At 35.0% G+C, this 20,773-nt stretch carries 23 protein-coding genes; 19 read left to right on the top strand and 4 right to left on the bottom strand.

Features of this window, described 5'->3' with window-relative positions; translation table 11 throughout:
• Positions 1–47: 47 nt before the first annotated feature.
• A complete protein-coding gene (locus EZ428_RS23615; protein ID WP_131555813.1) occupies positions 48–719 on the bottom strand; it encodes a hypothetical protein in 672 nt (223 codons plus the stop codon).
• 806 nt (positions 720–1,525) lie between these two features.
• On the opposite strand from EZ428_RS23615, the gene EZ428_RS23610 reads away from it, so the two are divergent.
• The 4 genes from EZ428_RS23610 (at position 1,526) to EZ428_RS23595 (ending at position 4,342) form a co-directional block, all read left to right on the top strand.
• Positions 1,526–2,176, top strand: coding sequence for a hypothetical protein (locus EZ428_RS23610; RefSeq protein ID WP_131555812.1), 651 nt, complete (start codon positions 1,526–1,528; stop codon positions 2,174–2,176).
• 5 nt (positions 2,177–2,181) lie between these two features.
• Entirely contained in the window at positions 2,182–2,841 is a 660-nt protein-coding gene (locus EZ428_RS23605; protein WP_131555811.1) for a hypothetical protein, read from the top strand.
• Positions 2,817–3,593: a sensor histidine kinase gene (locus EZ428_RS23600; RefSeq protein ID WP_131555810.1), complete on the top strand. Its 777-nt coding sequence runs from the start codon at positions 2,817–2,819 to the stop codon at positions 3,591–3,593. Before EZ428_RS23605 ends, EZ428_RS23600 begins: the two co-directional genes overlap by 25 nt.
• Positions 3,594–3,700: 107 nt before the next feature.
• Positions 3,701–4,342, top strand: a complete 642-nt coding sequence (locus tag EZ428_RS23595; protein WP_131555809.1) for a response regulator transcription factor — start codon at positions 3,701–3,703, stop codon at positions 4,340–4,342.
• 44 nt (positions 4,343–4,386) lie between these two features.
• Here EZ428_RS23595 and EZ428_RS23590 read toward each other — a convergent pair whose 3' ends face one another.
• On the bottom strand, positions 4,387–4,803 hold the full coding sequence (locus EZ428_RS23590; RefSeq protein WP_131555808.1) for a hypothetical protein: 417 nt from the start codon (positions 4,801–4,803) through the stop codon (positions 4,387–4,389).
• A gap of 387 nt (positions 4,804–5,190) precedes the next feature.
• On the opposite strand from EZ428_RS23590, the gene EZ428_RS23585 reads away from it, so the two are divergent.
• On the top strand, positions 5,191–5,706 hold the full coding sequence (locus tag EZ428_RS23585; RefSeq protein ID WP_131555807.1) for a hypothetical protein: 516 nt from the start codon (positions 5,191–5,193) through the stop codon (positions 5,704–5,706).
• A gap of 235 nt (positions 5,707–5,941) precedes the next feature.
• Here the strand turns inward: EZ428_RS23585 and EZ428_RS23580 are convergent, their stop codons facing one another.
• Positions 5,942–8,161, bottom strand: coding sequence for an NADP-dependent isocitrate dehydrogenase (locus tag EZ428_RS23580; protein WP_131555806.1), 2,220 nt, complete (start codon positions 8,159–8,161; stop codon positions 5,942–5,944).
• A gap of 219 nt (positions 8,162–8,380) precedes the next feature.
• Between EZ428_RS23580 and EZ428_RS23575 the strand changes: the two genes are divergently transcribed.
• The 6 genes from EZ428_RS23575 to EZ428_RS23550 all read left to right on the top strand — a co-directional run bounded on the left by EZ428_RS23575 (position 8,381) and on the right by EZ428_RS23550 (position 14,993).
• Positions 8,381–9,676, top strand: a complete 1,296-nt coding sequence (locus EZ428_RS23575; RefSeq protein ID WP_131555805.1) for an alpha/beta hydrolase family protein — start codon at positions 8,381–8,383, stop codon at positions 9,674–9,676.
• Positions 9,677–9,755: 79 nt separating this feature from the next.
• Positions 9,756–10,262 carry a GNAT family N-acetyltransferase gene (locus EZ428_RS23570; protein ID WP_131555804.1) on the top strand — a complete coding sequence of 169 codons (507 nt, stop codon included), beginning with the start codon at positions 9,756–9,758 and terminating at the stop codon, positions 10,260–10,262.
• A gap of 27 nt (positions 10,263–10,289) precedes the next feature.
• Positions 10,290–10,793, top strand: coding sequence for a YcxB family protein (locus EZ428_RS23565; protein WP_131555803.1), 504 nt, complete (start codon positions 10,290–10,292; stop codon positions 10,791–10,793).
• A 43-nt stretch (positions 10,794–10,836) separates the two neighbouring features.
• Positions 10,837–11,382, top strand: a complete 546-nt coding sequence (locus EZ428_RS23560; RefSeq protein ID WP_131555802.1) for a hypothetical protein — start codon at positions 10,837–10,839, stop codon at positions 11,380–11,382.
• A gap of 66 nt (positions 11,383–11,448) precedes the next feature.
• Positions 11,449–12,762 carry a PQQ-dependent sugar dehydrogenase gene (locus EZ428_RS23555; RefSeq protein ID WP_131555801.1) on the top strand — a complete coding sequence of 438 codons (1,314 nt, stop codon included), beginning with the start codon at positions 11,449–11,451 and terminating at the stop codon, positions 12,760–12,762.
• A 185-nt stretch (positions 12,763–12,947) separates the two neighbouring features.
• Positions 12,948–14,993: a TonB-dependent receptor gene (locus tag EZ428_RS23550; protein ID WP_225871153.1), complete on the top strand. Its 2,046-nt coding sequence runs from the start codon at positions 12,948–12,950 to the stop codon at positions 14,991–14,993.
• A gap of 464 nt (positions 14,994–15,457) precedes the next feature.
• Here EZ428_RS23550 and EZ428_RS23545 read toward each other — a convergent pair whose 3' ends face one another.
• The gene (locus tag EZ428_RS23545; protein ID WP_131555800.1) at positions 15,458–15,802 is read right to left on the bottom strand and encodes a single-stranded DNA-binding protein; all 345 of its coding nucleotides are present in this window, start codon (positions 15,800–15,802) and stop codon (positions 15,458–15,460) included.
• Between the two features lie 235 nt (positions 15,803–16,037).
• Here EZ428_RS23545 and EZ428_RS23540 point away from each other — a divergent pair, with 235 nt between their 5' ends.
• The 8 genes from EZ428_RS23540 to EZ428_RS23505 form a co-directional block, all read left to right on the top strand.
• On the top strand, positions 16,038–16,391 hold the full coding sequence (locus EZ428_RS23540) for a hypothetical protein (protein WP_131555799.1): 354 nt from the start codon (positions 16,038–16,040) through the stop codon (positions 16,389–16,391).
• 109 nt (positions 16,392–16,500) lie between these two features.
• Complete coding sequence (locus EZ428_RS23535; RefSeq protein WP_131555798.1) at positions 16,501–16,887, top strand: hypothetical protein; 387 nt, start codon at positions 16,501–16,503, stop codon at positions 16,885–16,887.
• Positions 16,888–17,033: 146 nt separating this feature from the next.
• Positions 17,034–17,528 (top strand): DUF4304 domain-containing protein, encoded by a 495-nt coding sequence (locus EZ428_RS23530; RefSeq protein ID WP_131555797.1) that lies wholly within the window; start codon positions 17,034–17,036, stop codon positions 17,526–17,528.
• Positions 17,529–17,682: 154 nt separating this feature from the next.
• Entirely contained in the window at positions 17,683–18,171 is a 489-nt protein-coding gene (locus EZ428_RS23525) for a hypothetical protein (RefSeq protein ID WP_131555796.1), read from the top strand.
• 148 nt (positions 18,172–18,319) lie between these two features.
• Positions 18,320–18,757: an SMI1/KNR4 family protein gene (locus EZ428_RS23520; protein WP_131555795.1), complete on the top strand. Its 438-nt coding sequence runs from the start codon at positions 18,320–18,322 to the stop codon at positions 18,755–18,757.
• 303 nt (positions 18,758–19,060) lie between these two features.
• The gene (locus tag EZ428_RS23515; RefSeq protein ID WP_131555794.1) at positions 19,061–19,636 is read left to right on the top strand and encodes a hypothetical protein; all 576 of its coding nucleotides are present in this window, start codon (positions 19,061–19,063) and stop codon (positions 19,634–19,636) included.
• A complete protein-coding gene (locus tag EZ428_RS23510) occupies positions 19,636–20,349 on the top strand; it encodes a hypothetical protein (protein ID WP_131555793.1) in 714 nt (237 codons plus the stop codon). Before EZ428_RS23515 ends, EZ428_RS23510 begins: the two co-directional genes overlap by 1 nt.
• Positions 20,350–20,508: 159 nt before the next feature.
• Positions 20,509–20,773, top strand: a 265-nt coding sequence (locus tag EZ428_RS23505) for a hypothetical protein (RefSeq protein ID WP_131554005.1), incomplete at its 3' end; no start/stop codon positions are given.

Raw genomic sequence — 20,773 nt, 5'->3', positions numbered from 1 at the left:
TAAAATTAATATAGTGTAGAATTGCATCTACACTATACTGGCAAATTTTAGTTCAATCCTTTTTTAGCAAGGATTGTATTTAATTGGTTAAAACGTTCCTCTCCTAATTTAGATTTAAGCAAATCACCACTTTGTTTATAAACCCACCATTTTTCGTTCGCTGCCAAAACTGCATTAGCTGCAAGGCCAGGCATCCCGCTAAAACCACCCCTTGCTGTAGATTTCAATTGTCCAACTTTGTCTGGCGTAACAACTGCCAATTGTCCCTGCTCACCTAATACTGCTGTAAAGTTTCTGCCCAAAACTTTCTGCAATTGTTGTTGCTCTGCCCTAGTAAATGCTACTGGTTTTTCAACAGCATTAATATTTAATCCTTTTTTAGTAAGGATTTTATTTAATTGGTTAAAACGTTCTTCTCCCAATTTTGACTTAAGCAAATCGCCACTTTGTTTGTAAACCCACCATTTTTCGTTAGCTGCTAAAACTGCATTAGCCGCAAGTCCAGGCATTCCTTTAAAACTTCCCTTTGCGGTAGATGTCAATTGTCCAACTTTGTCTGGTGTAACAACTGCCAGCTGTCCCTGCCTACCTAATACTGCGGTGAAATCGTTACCGAGAATTCTTTGCATTTGTTGTTGCTCTGCTTTAGTAAATTTTACTTGCGAAAATGCAACCGTACTAAAAGCTAAAGCGATTAGTAGTAGAATTGATTTTTTCATAATATTTAGATTTAATTTTTATTCCTACTCTTTTAAGGATTTTCGGAATACTCCTTTTAGTTAAAATATATGCATGAGTTAACTCATCTATAAGACATCGTTTACAGATTGCTTGACACAAATTTGCAGCGCAATTGATTGGTAATCAATGTGCATAAAACTGTATTTGAATGTTTAAATAGCTATAAATTCTACCGTTGTTTAACTACTTACATTAGGCTAGGTGCGCCTAAACACCAAAAGGCATTTAACCGAATAAAGATTAGACATACTTGTTTAGTTGAGCAAACCCTTAATCATAAGAATTTACAAACATTAGTTTTTAGGCTTTTTTGCTTCGGTTTTCCGAAACAGAGACTACAAGGAGTTTAGAATAGCTAGAATAACAGCTTTAAAAAGTTACCTGCCTGAAACCAGGACAGGTAACTATAACCAAATCTTATGGGATTAGTTTTGGTAGATGTAGGGTGTTTTATAGTTTATAAAATATGGTCTTGCAAAATTCTATTTCCACTCGTACCAAATTGATAAACTGTTTTATTCTTCTAAAGTTTTTTCTCATCAATTCTATTTTATAAATTGTGTACAACTAAAATTTGTCAACTGTCTTACACCTTACAAAGGTGCAATACCTAGAGGCAACAGTTAATGGTTATACAACTGAATTTTGACGTTTAAACAGCGGTAAATTTTACCGTTGTTTAGCGATACTAAAAACGAGCGGATACCCCTAGTTTTCTTAACTAAACCTTAGCTATTTTGTATAATTAAAAAGTATATTTATTATATAATTTCAAATTAATCAAATGGAAAAGAAACATTTAACTCTCATTATTGCGGTACTTATTATTGCTTTTGGCGTATATGCTTATTACTATCCACCAAAAAAAACAGATACTGACCCTAATACACCAAGTTCTAAGCCAAGTACATTACGGTATAGTTTAATACAAGAAATGACTAATAATTATAGGCAAACGCAGCTCAAAGCCATAGAAAATGACAGAGAAAATGGGGTGGAAAATGATGCAAATTCTATCCTATTTGATCTAGACACGTTAAAAAAATTCATTAATGATATTGAAAGCAATGTAAAACATAACCAACCAGATGCAAATAATAAACTGGCCATAAGAATGTATTATGCAGCATATCCATTAAATACAAAGTGGGCTAATCCAGGGTATGAAAATTTAAAAAAATTATTAAACAATGATATTACTAGACTTTATGAAAGAAAACACACGTTAATTCTGTTACCCGTAATTAAAAACACAAGAGGCGTTTACACTGATTTTAATCCTTTAGATGTCAATACATACGAAGGATTCATGAAGAAAAATCTTAAACAAATGAGTTATATCATGGTAAGAGATCAAAGAGATGATACGGAAGTGATGTCTTTAAATCATGGGCAAATAATACCACCAGCATCAAAGGAGGGGCAATCTTTTTAATAATCATGGTATTATTTAGCAATACCCAAAAGATATTGAGCGAAACACTGATTTGGGTGCAGTTTTCAACAGCGCTTGTTGCTTTATTTCATTTTCCCGCACTCAAAAAAAGTCATTGGAAATGGTTTATTGTTTACTGTTGTGCAATCTTTTTAATGGAGGCATTTGCTAAATGGGGATTAAAAAATTATCCTTCATACATAAGTACGTATTATGACTTTTTCGTTATACCCATTGAATTTGTATTCTTTTATTGGCTATACGCCGTAAAATCTTTAAACAGGCAAAAATTGTTTTGGATTATTACTGGTTTATTTTGTGTTTCGTTTTTACCTTATTTTACAATTATTCATAAGCCGGGTATGATGTTGTCTTTAAGTTATACCGTTGGCACGGTACTATTGATGTTTTTAGTTATTTTAGAAATTTTTAAGCAAATAAAATCAGAAAAAATACTTTTATTCCATACCAATTATATGTTTTACATAAATATTGGCATTATGCTACTTTATGTAGGCACATTACCATTTTTTTCATTTTATAATTTATTGCTGAATGAAGCTAATTTGTGGAGTAATTATTACACCTTTTTTCTGATCGCTAATCACTTGATGTATTTGTTATTTACTGCAGCGTTTATATGGGGCAAACCGAATATCTATTAGTTATTATTTTATTCAATATTTTTTTGGTGGCATTTATTGTGGCTGCTATTTCCTTTGTTATTCAATATAAAAACAAAAAAAAAGAGAGTATAACTCAATTACAGCAGCAACATGTTTTACATCAAAAAGAATTGTTAGCTACACAAATAGAGATACAAACCCAAACCATGCAACACATTGGTCGCGAAATACATGACAACGTTGGCCAAAAACTAACTTTAGCGAGTTTATATACCCAGCAATTAGCTTTCGAAAATGAAGCTTTGCCAATAAACGATAAGATTACAGGGATTGGAGAGCTTATAAATGATGCTTTGTCAGAGTTAAGGCACTTATCTAAATCTTTGACAGACAATCATATTGACACAAACGATATTTCTATTTTATTGAAAGAAGAGTTTGCTAGAATTGAAATATTAAAAAAATACAAACTTAATTTAAAGGTCGATTTTGAGTCGATACCATTAAGTTATCAAGCTAAAAGTTTATTATTAAGAGTTGTGCAAGAGTTTATACAAAATAGCATTAAACACGCTGCCTGTAAAACAATTTCGGCAACCTTAGTTAAAAACGATAACCAATTAATACTAACTTTAAGTGATGATGGAAAAGGTTTTAATACTGAAAAAATGGCAGGAAAAGGTATTGGATTAAGTAATATAAAGAAAAGAATAGCCTTAATTGGTGGTAGTTATTATATAGAAAGTAAAGAAGGGGATGGAACAAAATTAACCATAGAAATTTCGATATAAAATGAAACTCCTATGGGCATACGTTCACAACGCATCGTGACCATACCTATGACGGCCCCAAAGGGATGCCTTTGGCACATCATTACCATTAAAAACAAATTATACTGATGAAAACTAGCATTGTAATCGTTGATGATCATATTTTAATTGCAAAGGCATTAAGTACTATCTTAGCAAATTTCGAGCAGTTTGAAGTACTTTACGAATGCGAGAATGGCAAAGATTTGCAAGAGAAATGTAAGCACCCCAGAAATGTACCCGATGTGGTATTGTTAGATATTAGCATGCCAATAATGGATGGATTTGAAACTGCAGCTTGGCTTAAAGAAACCTACCCTGATGTGTTAATTATGGCTTTAAGCATGCAAGATGACGAGCATAGTCTTATAAAGATGATTAAAAGTGGTGCTAAGGGATATTTGCTCAAAAACGTACACCCTACAGTATTGGCGGATGCGCTAAATCATTTAGTCAAAAACGGGCACTACTACCCAGATTGGGCTGCTAGCAAATTATTTTCGAGTATCAGTAACGGAGCCAAACAATCCGATAAAAAAGATTTTAACGAGAGAGAAAAAACGTTTTTACGTTTTACGGTGACCGAAATGAGCTATAAAGAAATTGCTAATCAAATGAACTGTAGCACACGAACTGTTGAAGGCTACAGAGATAGTTTATTCGAGAAACTAGAACTAAAAACACGTGTGGGTTTAGCAGTTTATGCCATAAAAAATGGCTTCGACAGCTAAACCGTCAACTAATTCTTATAAGATAAATTTATAATATACCTTAACTAAGCATTCGGCGCATCATTTTTAGGATAACCCTCTTCATCTAAGTCGTCTCTTTCATCTTCCTCAGTACGGGCAAGAATTTCATCCTCAGGGCTTAGCAATACACTTTCACCTGTATTATCAACATGCATTCCCAATTCATCTAACTTATCGTTTACTTTGTCTACATCAGTTGCGTATTCATCCCCAACATAAGGATTCGCTTCATCGAAAGTAGAATTATCATCAATTGCACCAGTTGCAACAGTTTCATAAGGCATCGGATGGTCGTAATCTTTATCCTCCCCTTTTACATCTAACTCATAACTTTGTTTATTTTCATCAAAAGATAAATCGTTAAAGTCTTTGGTTTCTCCAAGATCACTTGGATGTAATTTATCATTTGATGGTTTATGATTTTGATTTTCTGTACTCATGGTATATCCGATTTATGGTATGAATATAACGAAATGAATTGGAAATTTGTTTTGGAAAATTTAACCGCACCTGCCTGGCGGCAGGCAGGGATAAAAAGGATGGACACAGATAGATTATTGAATTGAGAAGTTTAATAGTGAGACTTTTATAGTTAGCAAATGAAAGCAAGATAATTTCTCCCGCAGATTTACGGAGAAGACGCAGATTTTTAATCCCTTTTTTTCTGCGAAATCCCCGATATCAGCGGGCAAAAATTGCAAACAAAAAAGTCGTAACGAGATGCTAGGACTTTTAATTAGCGGGTGAGGACACCAAGGAATAAATGGATTGGAAATTTGTTTTAATAAATAAGTTAACTATATTTAACTAAATAGTTAGTTAATATAATGAGAGCTATATTAATCATCATCTTATTTATCATTTTTTATGGCTTTTATGTATTGTTCACTCAGCTTTTGTTTGGAGAAAACAATCTGATAATGATAAAAGGACAACTCTATAATAAACCCATTAATACTGTTGAGGATATAATGATTGATAATAAAACAGTTAAATGTGCTGTACTATATTTTACTTTAAGAGACGACAAAAGACTATACACTATAAAATTAAATATTGATAGTGTTTATCAAGGATTTAATGCGCTTGGCGGAGTAGATTTATCCCTAGAAAATGCAGGACAAGTAAAGGTTTGGGTAAAGAAATCCGATTTTAACTCAAAACGCCCAAAAGTTTATTCATTAGAAGCTGATGATATAAATATCTATCAAACTGATAAACCCGGCAATAATACAAAGCTATATAGTTTTATTGCTTGTTTGGCTTTACTTTTTGCAGCTATTTATTATTTGCTTAAAAATCATAAAGTTATTTCAGCTAGATTGCAAATTAACTCCAGATAGCCTTGGTTATTTTTAATATGGTTGGCGAGTCATCACAAACAAGGGAATTAATTGATTTTCTTACAGTTAATTTCTCCCGCAGATTTACACTGATGACGCAGATTTTTATTCCTTATCTGCGAAATCTCCGATATCAGCGGGCAAAAGATATAAAACAAAAAAGTCGTAACAAAAAGCTACGACTGATCTATACTACTGGTTGGTGAGCCACCAACCAAGGAAATCACTTTTTATCTTACAAACTTGCCAACGTAGCATTCAATGTTTCACTTGGACGCATTGCTTTATATGCCAACTTATCATTTGGATGATAATAACCACCAATTTCTTGCGGTTTACCTTGTGAACCTATTAACTCTTCAGCAATCTTGCTTTCGTTATCAGTTAATGCTTTTGCTAAAGGTGCAAATCTTGCTTGCAAATCAGCATCTTTTGTTTGTTTAGCTAATTCCTGAGCCCAATATAAAGCTAAATAGAAATGAGAGCCACGGTTATCAATGGTTCCTAATTTTCTACCTGGAGATTTGTCATTTGCTAAAAATAATGCATTTGCTTCATCTAATGCATCGGCTAATACTTGTGCTTTAGCATTGTTTTGAGTTTGTGCCAAATGCTCTAAAGAAGCTTGTAATGCTAAAAACTCACCTAATGAATCCCAACGTAAATAGCCTTCTTCAATAAACTGCTCAATGTGTTTTGGAGCAGAACCACCGGCACCTGTTTCGAACAAGCCACCACCATTCATCAACGGAACGATAGATAACATTTTTGCAGAAGTTCCTAATTCTAAAATTGGGAATAAGTCTGTTAAATAATCACGTAATACGTTACCAGTTACCGAGATGGTATCTAATCCTTTTCTAATTCTTTCTAAAGTATATTTAGTGGCTTCTACTGGAGCCAAAATTTGAATATCTAATCCGTTAGTATCATGGTCAGCTAAATATTTTTTCACTTTCGCGATAATCTCTCTATCGTGTGCTCTATTTTCATCTAACCAGAAAACAGCAGGAGTTGCAGATAAACGAGCTCTATTTACCGCTAATTTTACCCAATCTTGTATTGGTGCATCTTTAGTTTGGCACATGCGGAATATATCGCCCTTTTCTACCTTTTGGTCGAAGAAAACTTTACCTTCTGCATCAGTTACACGGATTGTTCCATTTGCTTTTGCTTGGAAAGTTTTATCGTGTGAACCATATTCCTCAGCTTTTTGAGCCATTAAACCTACGTTAGGCACAGAACCCATGGTAGTTACATCAAAAGCACCATAGGCTTTACAATCATCTATTGTGGCAGTATAAACGCCAGCGTAACAACGATCAGGGATTAAAGCTGTAGTATCTTGAGATTTGCCTGCTGCGTTCCACATCTGTCCAGATGTACGAATCATTGCTGGCATAGAAGCATCTACAATTACATCTGATGGTACGTGCAAATTAGTAATTCCTTTATCAGAGTTTACCATTGCCAATGCCGGGCCGTTTGCAATAGCCGCAGCTAAATCAGCCTCAACTTCGGCTTGTTTAGGATTACCAGCAATCTTTGCATAAACATCACCTAATCCATTGCTTGTATCAACGTTCAATTCCTTAAATAAATCTGCATATTTTGTAAATACATCTGCGAAGTAAACTTCTACAATTGCACCAAAAATTAGCGGATCAGAAACTTTCATCATTGTTGCTTTTAAGTGAGCAGACAATAATGTTCCTGCAGCTCTAGTGGCTACAATTTCTTTAGCCACAAACGCTTTTAATGCTGATAAACTTAAAGCAGAGCTATCGATTACTTCACCAGCCTTTAAATTAGCCAAACCTTTTAATTCAGTTACAGCTCCATCTTCAGCTACAAATTCTATTTTAAATTGAGTGGCATCTGCTATGGTTACAGATTTCTCTGAACCGTAAAAATCACCTTCGCTCATGCTCGCTACACGAGTTTTAGAATCTGCAGACCAAGCACCCATTGAGTGTGGGTTAACCTTTGCGTAATTCTTAACGGCTTTAGGTGCTCTTCTATCTGAGTTACCTTCACGTAAAACCGGGTTTACTGCAGACCCCAATACCTTGCCGTATTTAGCTTTAATTGCTTTTTCTTCTTCTGTCTGTGCATTATCAGGATAGTTTGGCAAGGCGTAACCTTGGGCCTGTAACTCGGTAATTGCACCTACCAACTGCGGAATAGAGGCAGAAACGTTTGGTAATTTGATGATGTTAGCTTCTGGGGTTGTTGCTAGTGCACCAAGCTCAGTTAAAGCATCACCTATTTTTTGATCGTCTTTTAAATATTCTGGGAAGTTTGCTAAAATTCTTCCTGCCAATGAAATATCTCTAGTTTCTACATCAATACCTGCCGAAGCAGTAAAAGCTTGCACAATAGGTAATAAGGAATAAGTGGCCAACATTGGCGCCTCGTCTGTTTTGGTGTAGATGATCTTAGATGTATTTGACATAATTTTGGTATTTGTTTAGGTGGATTGGGTTTTGAAATTAACCCTTTTCTTAAAATCGCCTAAAGATAAAATAATCAGATGAATTTAAAGACATTGAATTGTTAATTAAGGATTTTGAATAAAGACCATAATGGTCTAACGGCTATCATTAATGAAATAAGCTAATAGATGTAACCTATTTTTGAACTAAAGCGTCAAAAGAGCAATCAAATCTATTTTATGTGTTATAAATATCTTTTTGCACTCCTCTTTTTCACCTACGGAGTAAGTCAAGCTCAGCAAAAGTCAATATCAAGAAATGAATTATATCAATATGAAGGCACATATGATTTTGGAAATGAGCATCGCATCACGCTTGGGATTTTCGATGAATTAAATCAGAGCTTAGCTTATCTTGACCTTAAAACTTTAAAAATTGGACTGCTCAATCCCACCTCACCCGGTAATTTTAGAGACATAAATGATAGCACCAAAACATTTGCGTTCATTTCAAAAGACAACAAAATTGATGGCTTAGCAATTGTCAATGACAAAACAAAAGCTATTGCCAAAAAGGTTGCGCCACATCAAGTTGAATCCATATCGTTTCAGAGTGGCAAAAATTTAATCAAAGGTGATCTTTACTTACCCGCCACAGAAGGAAAACATCCAGTAGTGGTATTTGCCCATGGTTCAGGTGCAGCAACAAGGGGTGTTGGATTTTTCACTACCTTTTTTCTGCAGTTGGGAATTGGTATACTTACTTTCGACAAACAAGGCGCAGGAGCATCTAGTGGTGATTGGGAAACCGCAAGTTTTGATGAGTTGGCTAATGATATAATAGCTGGTGTAGATTTTTTAAAGGCGAGCAAAAGCATTGATCCTCATAAAATAGGGATAATGGGAAATAGCCAAGGCGGATGGACTGGCAGTATTGCTGCCTCAAAAGTTAAAGATCTTGCTTTTTTGGTAATGAGGGTTGGGGCTGGTGAAAATGTTTTTAACACCATTAGCCATGAATATAAAAGTTCGTTACTAGCAGATGGCTTTACAACCAGTGAAATAAACGAAATCATGGCTATGTATCATGCTAATTGGGATTTAGCAGCAAAAGGCAAAACTTGGGAAGATGGAAATAAACAAATATTGAGTTATAGAGATAAAGAATGGTTTAAAAAGGTATATCCACAAGAAAGAACTAAAACTTTGAGCTCATTAAAATGGTGGACGTGGTTAAGCAAGAATTTAAGTTACGACAGCTACAATTACTTACAGCATATTAAAACACCTACAATATGGTTAATGGGCGAAAAAGACTGTAATGTAAATTCACAAAAGAGCTATCCTAGAATTAAATCTGCCTTGCAATTAGCAAAAAACAATGATTACACAGTTGCTATTATTCCTAAAATGGCACACAATGGGATGGTTGCAAAAAATGGTTACTACAATGAACCTTTGAGCTTTGAATACGCAATGGGTTTTTGGGAGACACTTGAGCAATGGCTAATAGACAGAAAGATTGGTAAAAAGTAGTAGGATTATTAAAATCTTATTTGCTTCAATATATTTCATATTTTTGAGCAAACATCCTTCCTGATACTAATATTTTCTAATGATCTCCAGCCAAAATCTCATCCTAAAACCGCTTTCTCACGACCAATTGATCAAGTATATTGCGAATGACAATTCTTTGGAGGCGGAATTAAAATTAAATCCAACCAAGAAAATAATTACGCCAGAATTAAGAGAGGCATTAGCAGAAACAATCTTGCCAAACGTTGCCGATACAGGCAAAAATCATCTTTTTTCCACCTTGTGGACTATCATTTTAAAAGCAGAAAGCAGAATGGTTGGTGACATTTGTTTTGTTGGAGAGCCTGCAGAAGATGGAGAAATAGAAATTGGTTATGGAACTTATGAAGATTTTAGGGGCAAAGGTTACATGACCGAGGCTGTAGCCTGTATCATTGAATGGGCCAAAAGGCAAGACAACGTGAAATCTATTTTCGCCCAAACCGCAAAAGACAATCCGGCTTCTTGGCATATTTTAGAAAGTAATCACTTCGAAAAAGTGGATGAGGATGGAAACTTGCTAAGTTGGAGATTGAAGTTTGGATAGATTTTTAAAATTAAAAGAATAAAGAAAATGAACTTTCACAATAAAATTGAATTCAGTGACTATTTGAAATTGAATTACATATTATTTTATAAAAAGATTGGCTCTATATTGACATTACTTCTCGGAATTATATTTATTACTATTTCAATAATAGATTTTTTTGAAATTTATGACATTATAGAGGGTTATCCCTCATATCAACCTGTATTAGGGCTTGTTATTGTCTTTATGATGCCTTTGGGTATATATTTTTCAGCAAAAAAAAACTTTAAGAATTATAATGTTTTAAATGGTGCAAATGAATATCAGTTTGATAATGATAATCTAAGGATAATTGGTTCGAACTTTAATTCCAAAATCAAGTTAAACTCCCTTTATAAAGTGGAAGAACTTAAGAATTGGTTCATCATACACCTGGCAAAAGGTTCTACTAATCTGATATCAAAAAAAGCGTTAAATGAACATCAAATTTTAGCACTTCGTGAAATATTTAAAAAATTGAAGAATGTTAAGATTAAGCTAGAAAATTAATCAATTAACAGAAATCAAAACTTAACCTTCCAATTAAAAAGATATGTTAGATGACAAACTTTCTATTGCAGAACAAACCATCGAGCCCCAATACATCATTAGCTTAAATAAATTTATCTTCTTATCAGTTATCACTTTTGGCCTTTACTCCATCTGGTGGAATTATAAAGCCTGGAGATTTTTTCAAGAAAAAGAAAATACAGACATTATGCCTGCCATAAGAACCATCTTCGGTATCTTCTTTTTAATCAGGCTATTTAGCAAGATAATTGATCTTGCAAAAGCAAAGAATTATCAAAAAAATTATTCGCCAAGCTTACTATTTATTGCGTACTTATTCTTGATTTTATTGTCTTATTTACCCGAGCCCTATGGATTAATGTCAATTTTTGCATTAACCTGTTTTATTAAACCATTTAAAGCATTAAACTATGCAAAAATGAATGATACTGGTTATGAAGTTATTGTGCAAGACCGTTTTAATGGCAGACAAATCTTCCTGATTGTTATTGGTTCCATTTGGTGGTTATTAATATTAGCTTCAATTGTCATTATACTTTCGCAACAAAATGAATACATCTCTTATTAATACCAAAAACAAGAAAACAACTTCTAAATTTGAATGTTAGCCATTAACATCCTTAATTGTCATTAAATGAAAAATCAATTCCTGCGTTTAACCCTATTATCAAGCGCTATCTTATTGGGTAGTTATAGCAATTCAAACAGCCAGACTACACCAGCTGCAAAAGTAAAAACAGGGGTAGGCAAAACTATAGAGTTACCTGAAGCAGATACAAAAGCTAGTAAGACCAACTTTAGTAAAGTGGTAGCTTGGCCAGAAGGCAAAACACCGACTGCACCTGCAGGATTTGTGGTTACTAAATTTGCAGAGGGTATGAAAAGTCCTAGAAATATTGTCATTGCACCTAATGGAGATGTTATTGTAGTACTTTCTAATTCGCAAAGAACAAAGGTAGAACAAGCGGCCAATGAAATAAGCGGCAAAGCGAAATCTGAAGTTCAAGGCAAGAGTGTAAATACGATAATGTTATTTAGAGATGCTGATAAAGATGGAAAACCTGAAGTAATCTTCACTTTTTTAACAGGGCTAAATCAGCCTTATGGCGCAGCCTTTATAGGCAACTCATTCTATGTGGCCAATACAGACGGCGTTTGGATGTACCCATACCAAGCTGGAGATACAGAAATTAAAGCTGCTGGTAAAAAGATTTTAGAATTGCCAGCTGGTGGTTACAATAACCATTGGACACGAAATTTAATTGTAAACGCAGCGCAAACTAAAATTTATGTTACTGTAGGCTCTGGCAGTAATGTGGCAGAACGTGGTTTACCAAATGAAATTAGAAGAGCAAATATTTTAGAGTTTAATCCAGATGGTACTGGAGAAAAAATATATGGAAGTGGTTTACGCAACCCTGTGGGGATGGCGTGGGCTCCGGGTACAAATGCACTGTGGACAGCAGTAAACGAACGTGATGGCTTAGGTGATGATTTAGTGCCAGATTACATTACCAGTGTTAAGGAAGGTGCTTTTTATGGCTGGCCTTTTTCTTATTTCGGCCAGAATGAAGACCCTCGATTAAAAGGGCAAAACCCTGATTTGGTAGCAAAAGCACTTGTTCCTGACATTCCTGTTGGCGCACACACTGCTTCTTTGGGTTTAGCTTTTTATACTGCCAAAAAATTCCCAGCTAAATATCAAGGCGGTGTATTTATTGGTCAGCATGGTTCATGGAACCGCTCACAGTTCGTAGGCTATAAAGTAGCCTTCGTTCCTTTTAAAAACGGGAAGCCCACTGGGCAATTAGAAGATTTCTTAACTGGTTTTGTGAAAGACGAGAAAGAAGTTTATGGCAAACCTGTTGGCGTAGCAGTTGCGCAAGACGGTGCCTTGCTAGTTGCAGACGATGTAAGTGGAATTATTTGGAGAGTTGCTGCGAAGTAGTTTTTCTTACTTTGCGGCATTTCGAACGAGTTCTTCACGAGGAGAAATCTCTAAGTTTCTTAAGCACCAACCTAAATTCGCAGACTGTTATCAATATGGCAAGTGATAGCTCAGAGATATCTTCCCGATGAAGTATCGGGACAGGCAGTCGTACCTCCTTCGATATAACGTAAAATATTATAACCTTGAAACAAACTATAATCGCTTTTCTAATTCTTTTCTCCATCAGTGCCAATGCACAAATTGACACTGTAAAAAAGTTAAATGAAGTTACAGTTAAAGGCTATTACAATACACAACCTTTAATGAGGTCAATTGGTTCGGTTAGTATTTTAGATAGCAACCAAATTAAAAACCAATCAAGCAGTGCTTTAGTTGGTTTAGTAAACACTGCTCCTGGGGTTAGAATGGAAGAACGTTCACCTGGCAGCTACCGTTTATCTTTACGAGGGAGTTTATTGCGTTCTCCGTTTGGGATAAGAAATGTAAAAATTTATATTGACGATTTTCCTTTAACAGATGCTGGCGGCAATACTTACCTAAACTCATTGGATGTTGCAGCCGTGGGAAGTCTAGAAATTTATAAAGGCCCCGAAGCAAGTATCTTCGGCGCCAATACTGGTGGAGCTGTCTTAATTAATTCAACTTTAAAAAAGGCTAACAGTTTAAATTTATCAACTACTACTGGCTCTTATGGCCTATTTCACCAAACCGCCAGTCTGAATCAGTCCACTAAAAATTTCAATTTCAATTTTACAGGTGGCTACCAACAAAGCGATGGCTATAGAGAAAATAGCGAATTAAAAAGAAGATATATTCAGACTTCACAACTGTGGGATTATAGTGTTAAAGGCAAACTAAAGGCTTTTGTTTTTTATAGCGATTTAGATTATCAAACTCCAGGTGGATTAACCGCAGCTCAATTAGCTACTAACCCAAGGGCTGCTAGACCAGCAACACCAACATTACCTAGCGCAATAACTCAAAAAGCAGCCATTTACAATAAAACCTTCTTTGCTGGGTTATCTAACAATTATAGCTTTAATCAGCACTTTCGGCATATTATTGCCTTGTTTACTTCAAATACAGACTTCAAGAACCCTTTCATCACTAATTACGAAAAGAGAAAAGAAAGTACCATTGGCATAAGAACGTTTTTAGAATACGCAACAATCACTAATAATATCAAATACAATATACAAGGCGGTTTAGAAAGTTCGAGGACTAAAACTGAAATTAACAATTATGGGAATGCACAAGGTGTAGCCATTAATCTAACAGCATCCGACGATTTAAAAGCACATCAGGATTTTGGTTTTTTAAAACTAAACCTCGACATTAAACAAAAGTTATTGGTTGAACTTGGTTCAAGTTTAAATTTCTTCAGTTACGATTATCAAAGTTATTTCCCAGTTGCCATAGCCGAAAAACAAAGAAGTTTTAAAACAAGGTTGATGCCCAAGATTGCGGCATCTTATTTGGTTGATTCGAATCTAACTTTTAGAGCCTCGGTTAGTAAAGGATACTCTCCTCCTACTTTAGCTGAAGTTCGTTCATCAGATAATATCATCAATAATGGCTTACAAGCAGAAGCTGGATGGAATTATGAAACTGGCTTACGTTTTCAAACCAAGAACAAAAGATTTTTTGCTGATGGCATGCTATTCTATTTTCACTTAAAGGACGCAATTGTTAGAAGATTAAATAGTAGTGATGTTGAATATTTCATCAATGCAGGTGGCACCAAACAATTGGGCACAGAGTTTCAAATGAGTGTATGGTTAATTAAAGCAAATCCAACTCAATTTTTAAATGGATTACTAGTTAGCAATAGTTTTACCTATAGTCACTTTAAATTTGATGATTTTAAAAATGCTGGATTAGATTATTCTGGAAATAAATTAACTGGGGTGCCAAAGCAAACAATTGTGAGTAGCTTAATGTTCAATTTCCAAAAGGGAATTTATTTATTCGCCCAACACAATTACACATCAACTATTCCTTTAAATGATGCAAATACGGTTTTTGCCAAGAAGTATCATTTGGCAGATGTAAAAACGGGAATAAGAAATTTGAAGATCAGTAAAACAGTTTTGGATATTTCTTTTGGCGTAAACAATCTACTTAATCAAGATTACAGTTTGGGCAATGATTTAAATGCGGCAAATAATAGATACTTCAATCCAGCAATGAAAAGGAATTATTATGTTAGTCTAGACCTCACCCTGTGAAAGGACTGTGCATTGGCAAAATCATAACATTCCCTCTCCTGAAAGAGAGGGATTTAAAGGATTGTGGTTTTTAATCATTGAGATAAAATTACCTCAAAATGCCTAGTGTCTTGGTGCCTTTGTGGTCAATCAACCTCACCCTATTAATGGTAGTGAGTTGGCTAATTACAGCATTCCCTCTCCTGAAAGAGAGGGATTTAAAGAACAGTTGTTTTTAATCAAGTAGGACAGAGTTAGCATCAAAAAAGTTTGTGTCTTCGTGGCTTTGTGGCAAATCGTCCGCCAAAAAACTGGATCTTCCTTTTTTTAACCGCAAAGAAATGAAGTGCGCAAAGTAATCAAAACTATACTTAGTGTTCCCTGCCTACAAGGCAGGCAGGTTTGTGTCTTGGTGTTTGAAACTATTAAAAATGGGCACAAACAAACGTGTGTTTATCTGTGCCCATTAACGGTTAATAACAAAACTAATTCGCTACTTCTAATTCTTTCACCTCAACCTCTTCTACCACGATATCAGTTACGTAACGTTTGGTGCCGTCCTTTGCTTCATAGTTATTTGTTTGTAACCTTCCCTCGATCGTAAAACGTGTGCCTTTTTTAATCTTTAACTCTGCGATATCTGCCTTTGCTCCCCAGAAGCTTAGCGAAAACCAGTGGGTTTTTCTCACGTCCTCTCCCGCTCCATTTCTGAAGTTCTCATTCACCGCCATGTTTACACGTGCCAATTTCTGATTGCCACTTACTGCTTTTAACTCTGCATCACTACCTGCAAATCCGCTCAATACTACTCTGTTTACTACGTTTTCCATGATCTTTAAAATTAAGTTTCTAAATGTTTAACGAACAATAGTCACCACGACTACCGACAGAACAAAGTTGCAAACAGCTACGGAACTTAGTCGGATTTTAAACATTTATAACCGTGTATAAACGTTTAAACACGGATAAACCTTCTTTACGCTATCTAAAAGCCGTTTTCAAATTCTTTGCTTTTTCATTTTTTTAGTAGTTTTAATCATCAGCCCTTGATAAAACAAAAACCTTATGGAACGTTTATGTCTCGACTGCAACGCCGTTGTTAATGGCAGGGCTGATAAAAAATTCTGTGACGACCAATGTCGCACCAATTACAATAACCACTTAAGAACTGAAGACAACGGTTTCTTGAATGAGGTTAATCGGGTTTTAAAAAAGAACCGAGATATTCTACGGTCAAAAAATCCAGATGGAAAGGCTAAAGTTAAAAGAGAAGTTTTACTGCGTAAAGGCTTCGATTTTAATTACCACACCCATACCTATGCCACCCAAAAAGGCACTACTTATATTTTCTGTTATGAGCAAGGTTATCTCCCATTGGAAAATGATGAGTTTTTGTTAGTGAAAAGAGAGGAGAGATAGATGAGAATTATATGGCAATCAAAATTAATTACGTTACCATTTGTGTAGACCCTAACTATTTGTCTTCTAAAAAACTTGCGTATATTTAGGAGTTACCTGCAAATTTAAAATGACCGACTTTAAGCCACCCATAGCAACAAGGACGACTAAAGAGTTGTTGAAGATTGTAGGAGCAATTGAAAAATGGAACGGTGATGCAGTGGAACAAGCGAGAAAAGAATTAAAACTAAGAAATGTTCCTCAAGACCAAATACGACACGCAGAATACCTTTCAAAAAAAGCGGATAAATATGAAGACTTAAAAAGAGCAAAAGAATCTTACGCTGTCGGTGATTTTATCTTCGAACCCGCTGGAACTCTTTTTGAAGTACTATTCTCCTGGGAATTAAAGAAAGACGGGTATTTAAAAAAAGCAGAGCAGCAAAAGCGCCTACGACTCGTTTTTGGACTTTTAATTTTGACCTTAATAATTTATGTAAAATTAGCGGCGGACTAAAAAAATCAGCAGTCAACATCGATTTTGAGTTATGACCGCTGGATGTAGTTCTCGAGTTTTCTGCTTTTAATGGGCGACAGTGAAGTGCTGTTACTCGGGCACAACTCAAACCCTAACCGTTACCTGCAACTGTAAAGACAAACTGAATGAATTCAAAAGACTATAAAAAAGTAATTACAGACAAATTGACAACTGAGCTAAAAGAGCGACATTTTAAGAAAAAAGGAAATGTATTTAGCTTTTCAAATGGAGACTTGACCTATTTCATTGGTGTCCAAAGCAGTCAAAATTCGACCGCAGATGTTCTTAAGTTGACTGTGAATACTGAAATTGCATCTGCAATTATTTCACAACTTGACGACATAAGTTTGCCTATAGAACATCAATGTCATTATAATCGAAGAATAGGATTTTACCTTGATGACAAACAAGACAAATGGTGGACTCTCCAAAGCATTAACTCAGCAGAAAAAGCCGCAAATGAAATTATTGAAATTATCATAGAAAAAGTAATACCGAACTTTGACACTCTTAAAAGTACAAGTGACTTGGCTACACTTTGGAGAGACGGTGGCTGGATAGGAATTACTGAAGGGCAACGAAAAAACTATCTTTCTTTACTTGAAAATATTGAAATGTAGAATTCAGCAGCAGCTAACAAGGGTTTTGCGTCAGGCGGGCTGAACTGCAAAATCCAACAGCAGTTTTTCAATTAAACTTTAGTAATAAACCAGCTTTTGTGCTTCGAAATCCCATCGCAAAGCCTCAAAATGTTATACGCAATTATAAACGCCAATGAAAAATCGCATACCTATATCTCTTCTAGTGTTGATCTTAATACTTTCTTGCAACAAGAAAACCCAGACATTGGATTTTAAGACATTCACAATTGAAGTGCCCAAAAATTGGATTGCAATTAAGGAAAAGGGAATCGATTCTTACATAGGAAGAATTGCAATAGACAATAGAGATACTCTTTCTTTTGACCTGGGTTGGTATTCCAATGACTTAAAGGAAGAACACCCATTTGGGGAGGACACTGTTGCTTTAGAAAAAAGATTGAAAAGTAAAAGAAGCGTAGAAATTGTTGATAATAAAAAAGCAGTTATTATTAAACCTAAAAAAACTGGAATAGGGACAACGGGAATATATATTGATAGCCTTTGGACAGCAGGATCTGGTATTGACAAATTTCAGCTGAACGGGCATAACCTGAAACCAGAAAATGAGAGAATCTTTTTGGATGCGATTAGGACAGTTAAGTTCCATAAGAAAAATGACTAAACTGCATATAACAGCGGTTTGGCAAAAGTGGCTGGAAGTCTTATACAACCCTCACAGTTTTTTAGTAAGTTTATCTCGAGCCGCCACCTTCGCCAAGCCGCAAAACGTTATAGGCAACCGTAGGACGATAGACATACTCAAGCAGACAATGGAAATATTTGAAAAAATTCTTAACAAGTATAATTGCCCAAAGCGGACTGAAAAACCATTGACGACAATTGACCAAATTGAAAGCATTGTAAAATTCAACCTTCCAACCGACTACAAGACTTATATTCAAAACTATTTAGGTTTTGAAGGGCACATCGGACAAGAGTTTATGCGACTATGGGATTTTGACGAGCTATTAGAAACAAATAAAGACTATGAAATTTTCGACAACTTACCAAACACACTTGGAATAGGCGGAAACGGGAGTAGTGAGTTTATTGCAATTGAGCTGGTTGACAGTGGCATTTATAGAATTGTTCTTTCTCCATTTATTGACCTGGACAAACAATATCACATTGAAATCGGAACTTCATTCACAGACTTTTTAGTTCGCTTAGACAATGGACAAGAATGGTTTAAAGAAAATAGTAAATAAATAACGTGACGAAATATTTGACAACAGAAATAACGGCAGCCTATAACAGCACATTTGCAATAGGCGGGGTTTCGCACTCCGCAGACAGTTTAGTGGTAGCCAAAAATTTTGTGCTCCACATAAACATTAATGGTAAAAATGCCGCCCTTCGCAAATCTGCAAACCGTTAGGTGCAACTCTGGGCGCATACCCACCATTTCTTATATCTGCAATTATCTATCTAAAAATAATGAAATGGTAAAATCATTAACTAAAGATAAAACACATTAAAATATTAACTTTATTAAAAAGAATTAGCTCTAAATGAAGTTCAAACATCAATTACTGATTACTACTGGATGCATTCTCTACATAATATCCTTTTTTTTAGAAACCGCAAACTATCAGCCATACTCAACAGCAGGTCTATTACTATCGCCTATCTTAACAATTATAGGGCTTATCTATTGGTTAAAATTTTATAAGACTACTAAAGGACATTACCCAAATTTCTTTAAAAAATGGAAGGAATATCTTAGTAAAATGAAACTTAATCCATTTAATGGCATTATTTTTCTGTTTAAAAATGTATTAAGCTTTTGGACTTTAGCAATTGTATTTTGGATGATCAGTACTTTAGTTTTTGATTTAATATTTAAACAGTCAAATGCGTTTAGAGAAACTCAAGCTTATTGTAAAAGCAACAAAGAAATTTTATTGAAAACGGGTAAAATCAAATACTTTGGGATTTTCGTGAGTGGTAAAATTACAGCAGATGATGAAACTGGGGACGCTGAATTTTATTTTACAATTGTTGGAGCAAAGGGTAATTTCTCTGCAAAATCAGAATTAACAAAAATCGAAGATAAATGGACTGTAGACAATGTTCAATTACAATAATGCTTGCTGCACCTAACAAAGGTTTTGCAAAATTGGCGGGAAATCATCTTCAACCTGTTATATTGCATAAGGGTTTATCTCGAGCCGCCAACTTCGCAAAGCCTTGGGGCGTTAGCAGCCATTTTAGGAAAACCCGCGGACAACAAAACATGCCACTCAACAGGACAATAAAACTTTCACTGACCTTATTTTTAACGACCTCCATTTTAGGGTGCAACACGAACTATTTGGACTATTCACAACATGTGAAATCTCCAGACGGAAACTTTAATTATTGCCTCTATTTTGACAATGTTGGTATTGGCGACCCTGGTTATTACGTTTTAAAGCTTGACAAAAAAGTTGACCCCGAAAAATTATATATTAACTGGAATTTTAATAAAGGAACTAAAGCTGAGGACACAGAGTGGATAAGAAGCAAAGAAGTTTTATTTAATTATGACGAAGCTGGACTTTTTACATCAAATCCCAAACTTGAAATAATTAATAACAGACATTTAGTTTTCTCAAGAGGTGGTTACTATTTTGGACTTTATGATTTAAAAATTTCTAAAGACACTTTTAATATCGGTTCTCCTTGGAATGAGTGGCTTGACAAAAGTGGCTACAAAAATGAAAAGTATGACAGGGACAAAGAAGAGAAAGCATATGGACAATGGATAAAACAAAATTTGGACACCAAAATTAGGAATTACATTGAGACAAACAGATAGAATAACGGCTGCTAACAGCACATTTGCAATAGGCGGGTTTTCTTGCTCCGCAAACAGTTTTGTGGTAGCCGAAAGTTTTGTGCTCTGTACCAACATTCGTGGTAAAATTCCCGCCCATCGCAAATCTGCAAAACGTTATGTGCTATTTTAACACGACCGATGATTACAATAGATAAAATCAAAATATTTGATAGTTATGGTGGAGACATTGACGGACTTGCAAGAGTTGGTCGTGAGTCTGAAAAGAAACTGTTTGACAATAACGATTGGTCTCTCATTGACGGTCTTTATCAAGATATTGAATTAATAAACAAAAGATTTGCAGCTCAGACATACATAGACCAAACAATAACAAAACTCAAGGACAACTGTGACATTGAAAGTTTTGACTTATTTACAAGCAGAATTGAGTATTACAAAGACT

It is taken from the genome of Pedobacter frigiditerrae, assembly GCF_004331645.1.
Lineage (GTDB): Bacteria > Bacteroidota > Bacteroidia > Sphingobacteriales > Sphingobacteriaceae > Pedobacter > Pedobacter frigiditerrae.
The sequence above is the reverse complement of the archived record's forward strand: the minus strand, read 5'-3'. Positions and strand labels throughout refer to the sequence as shown.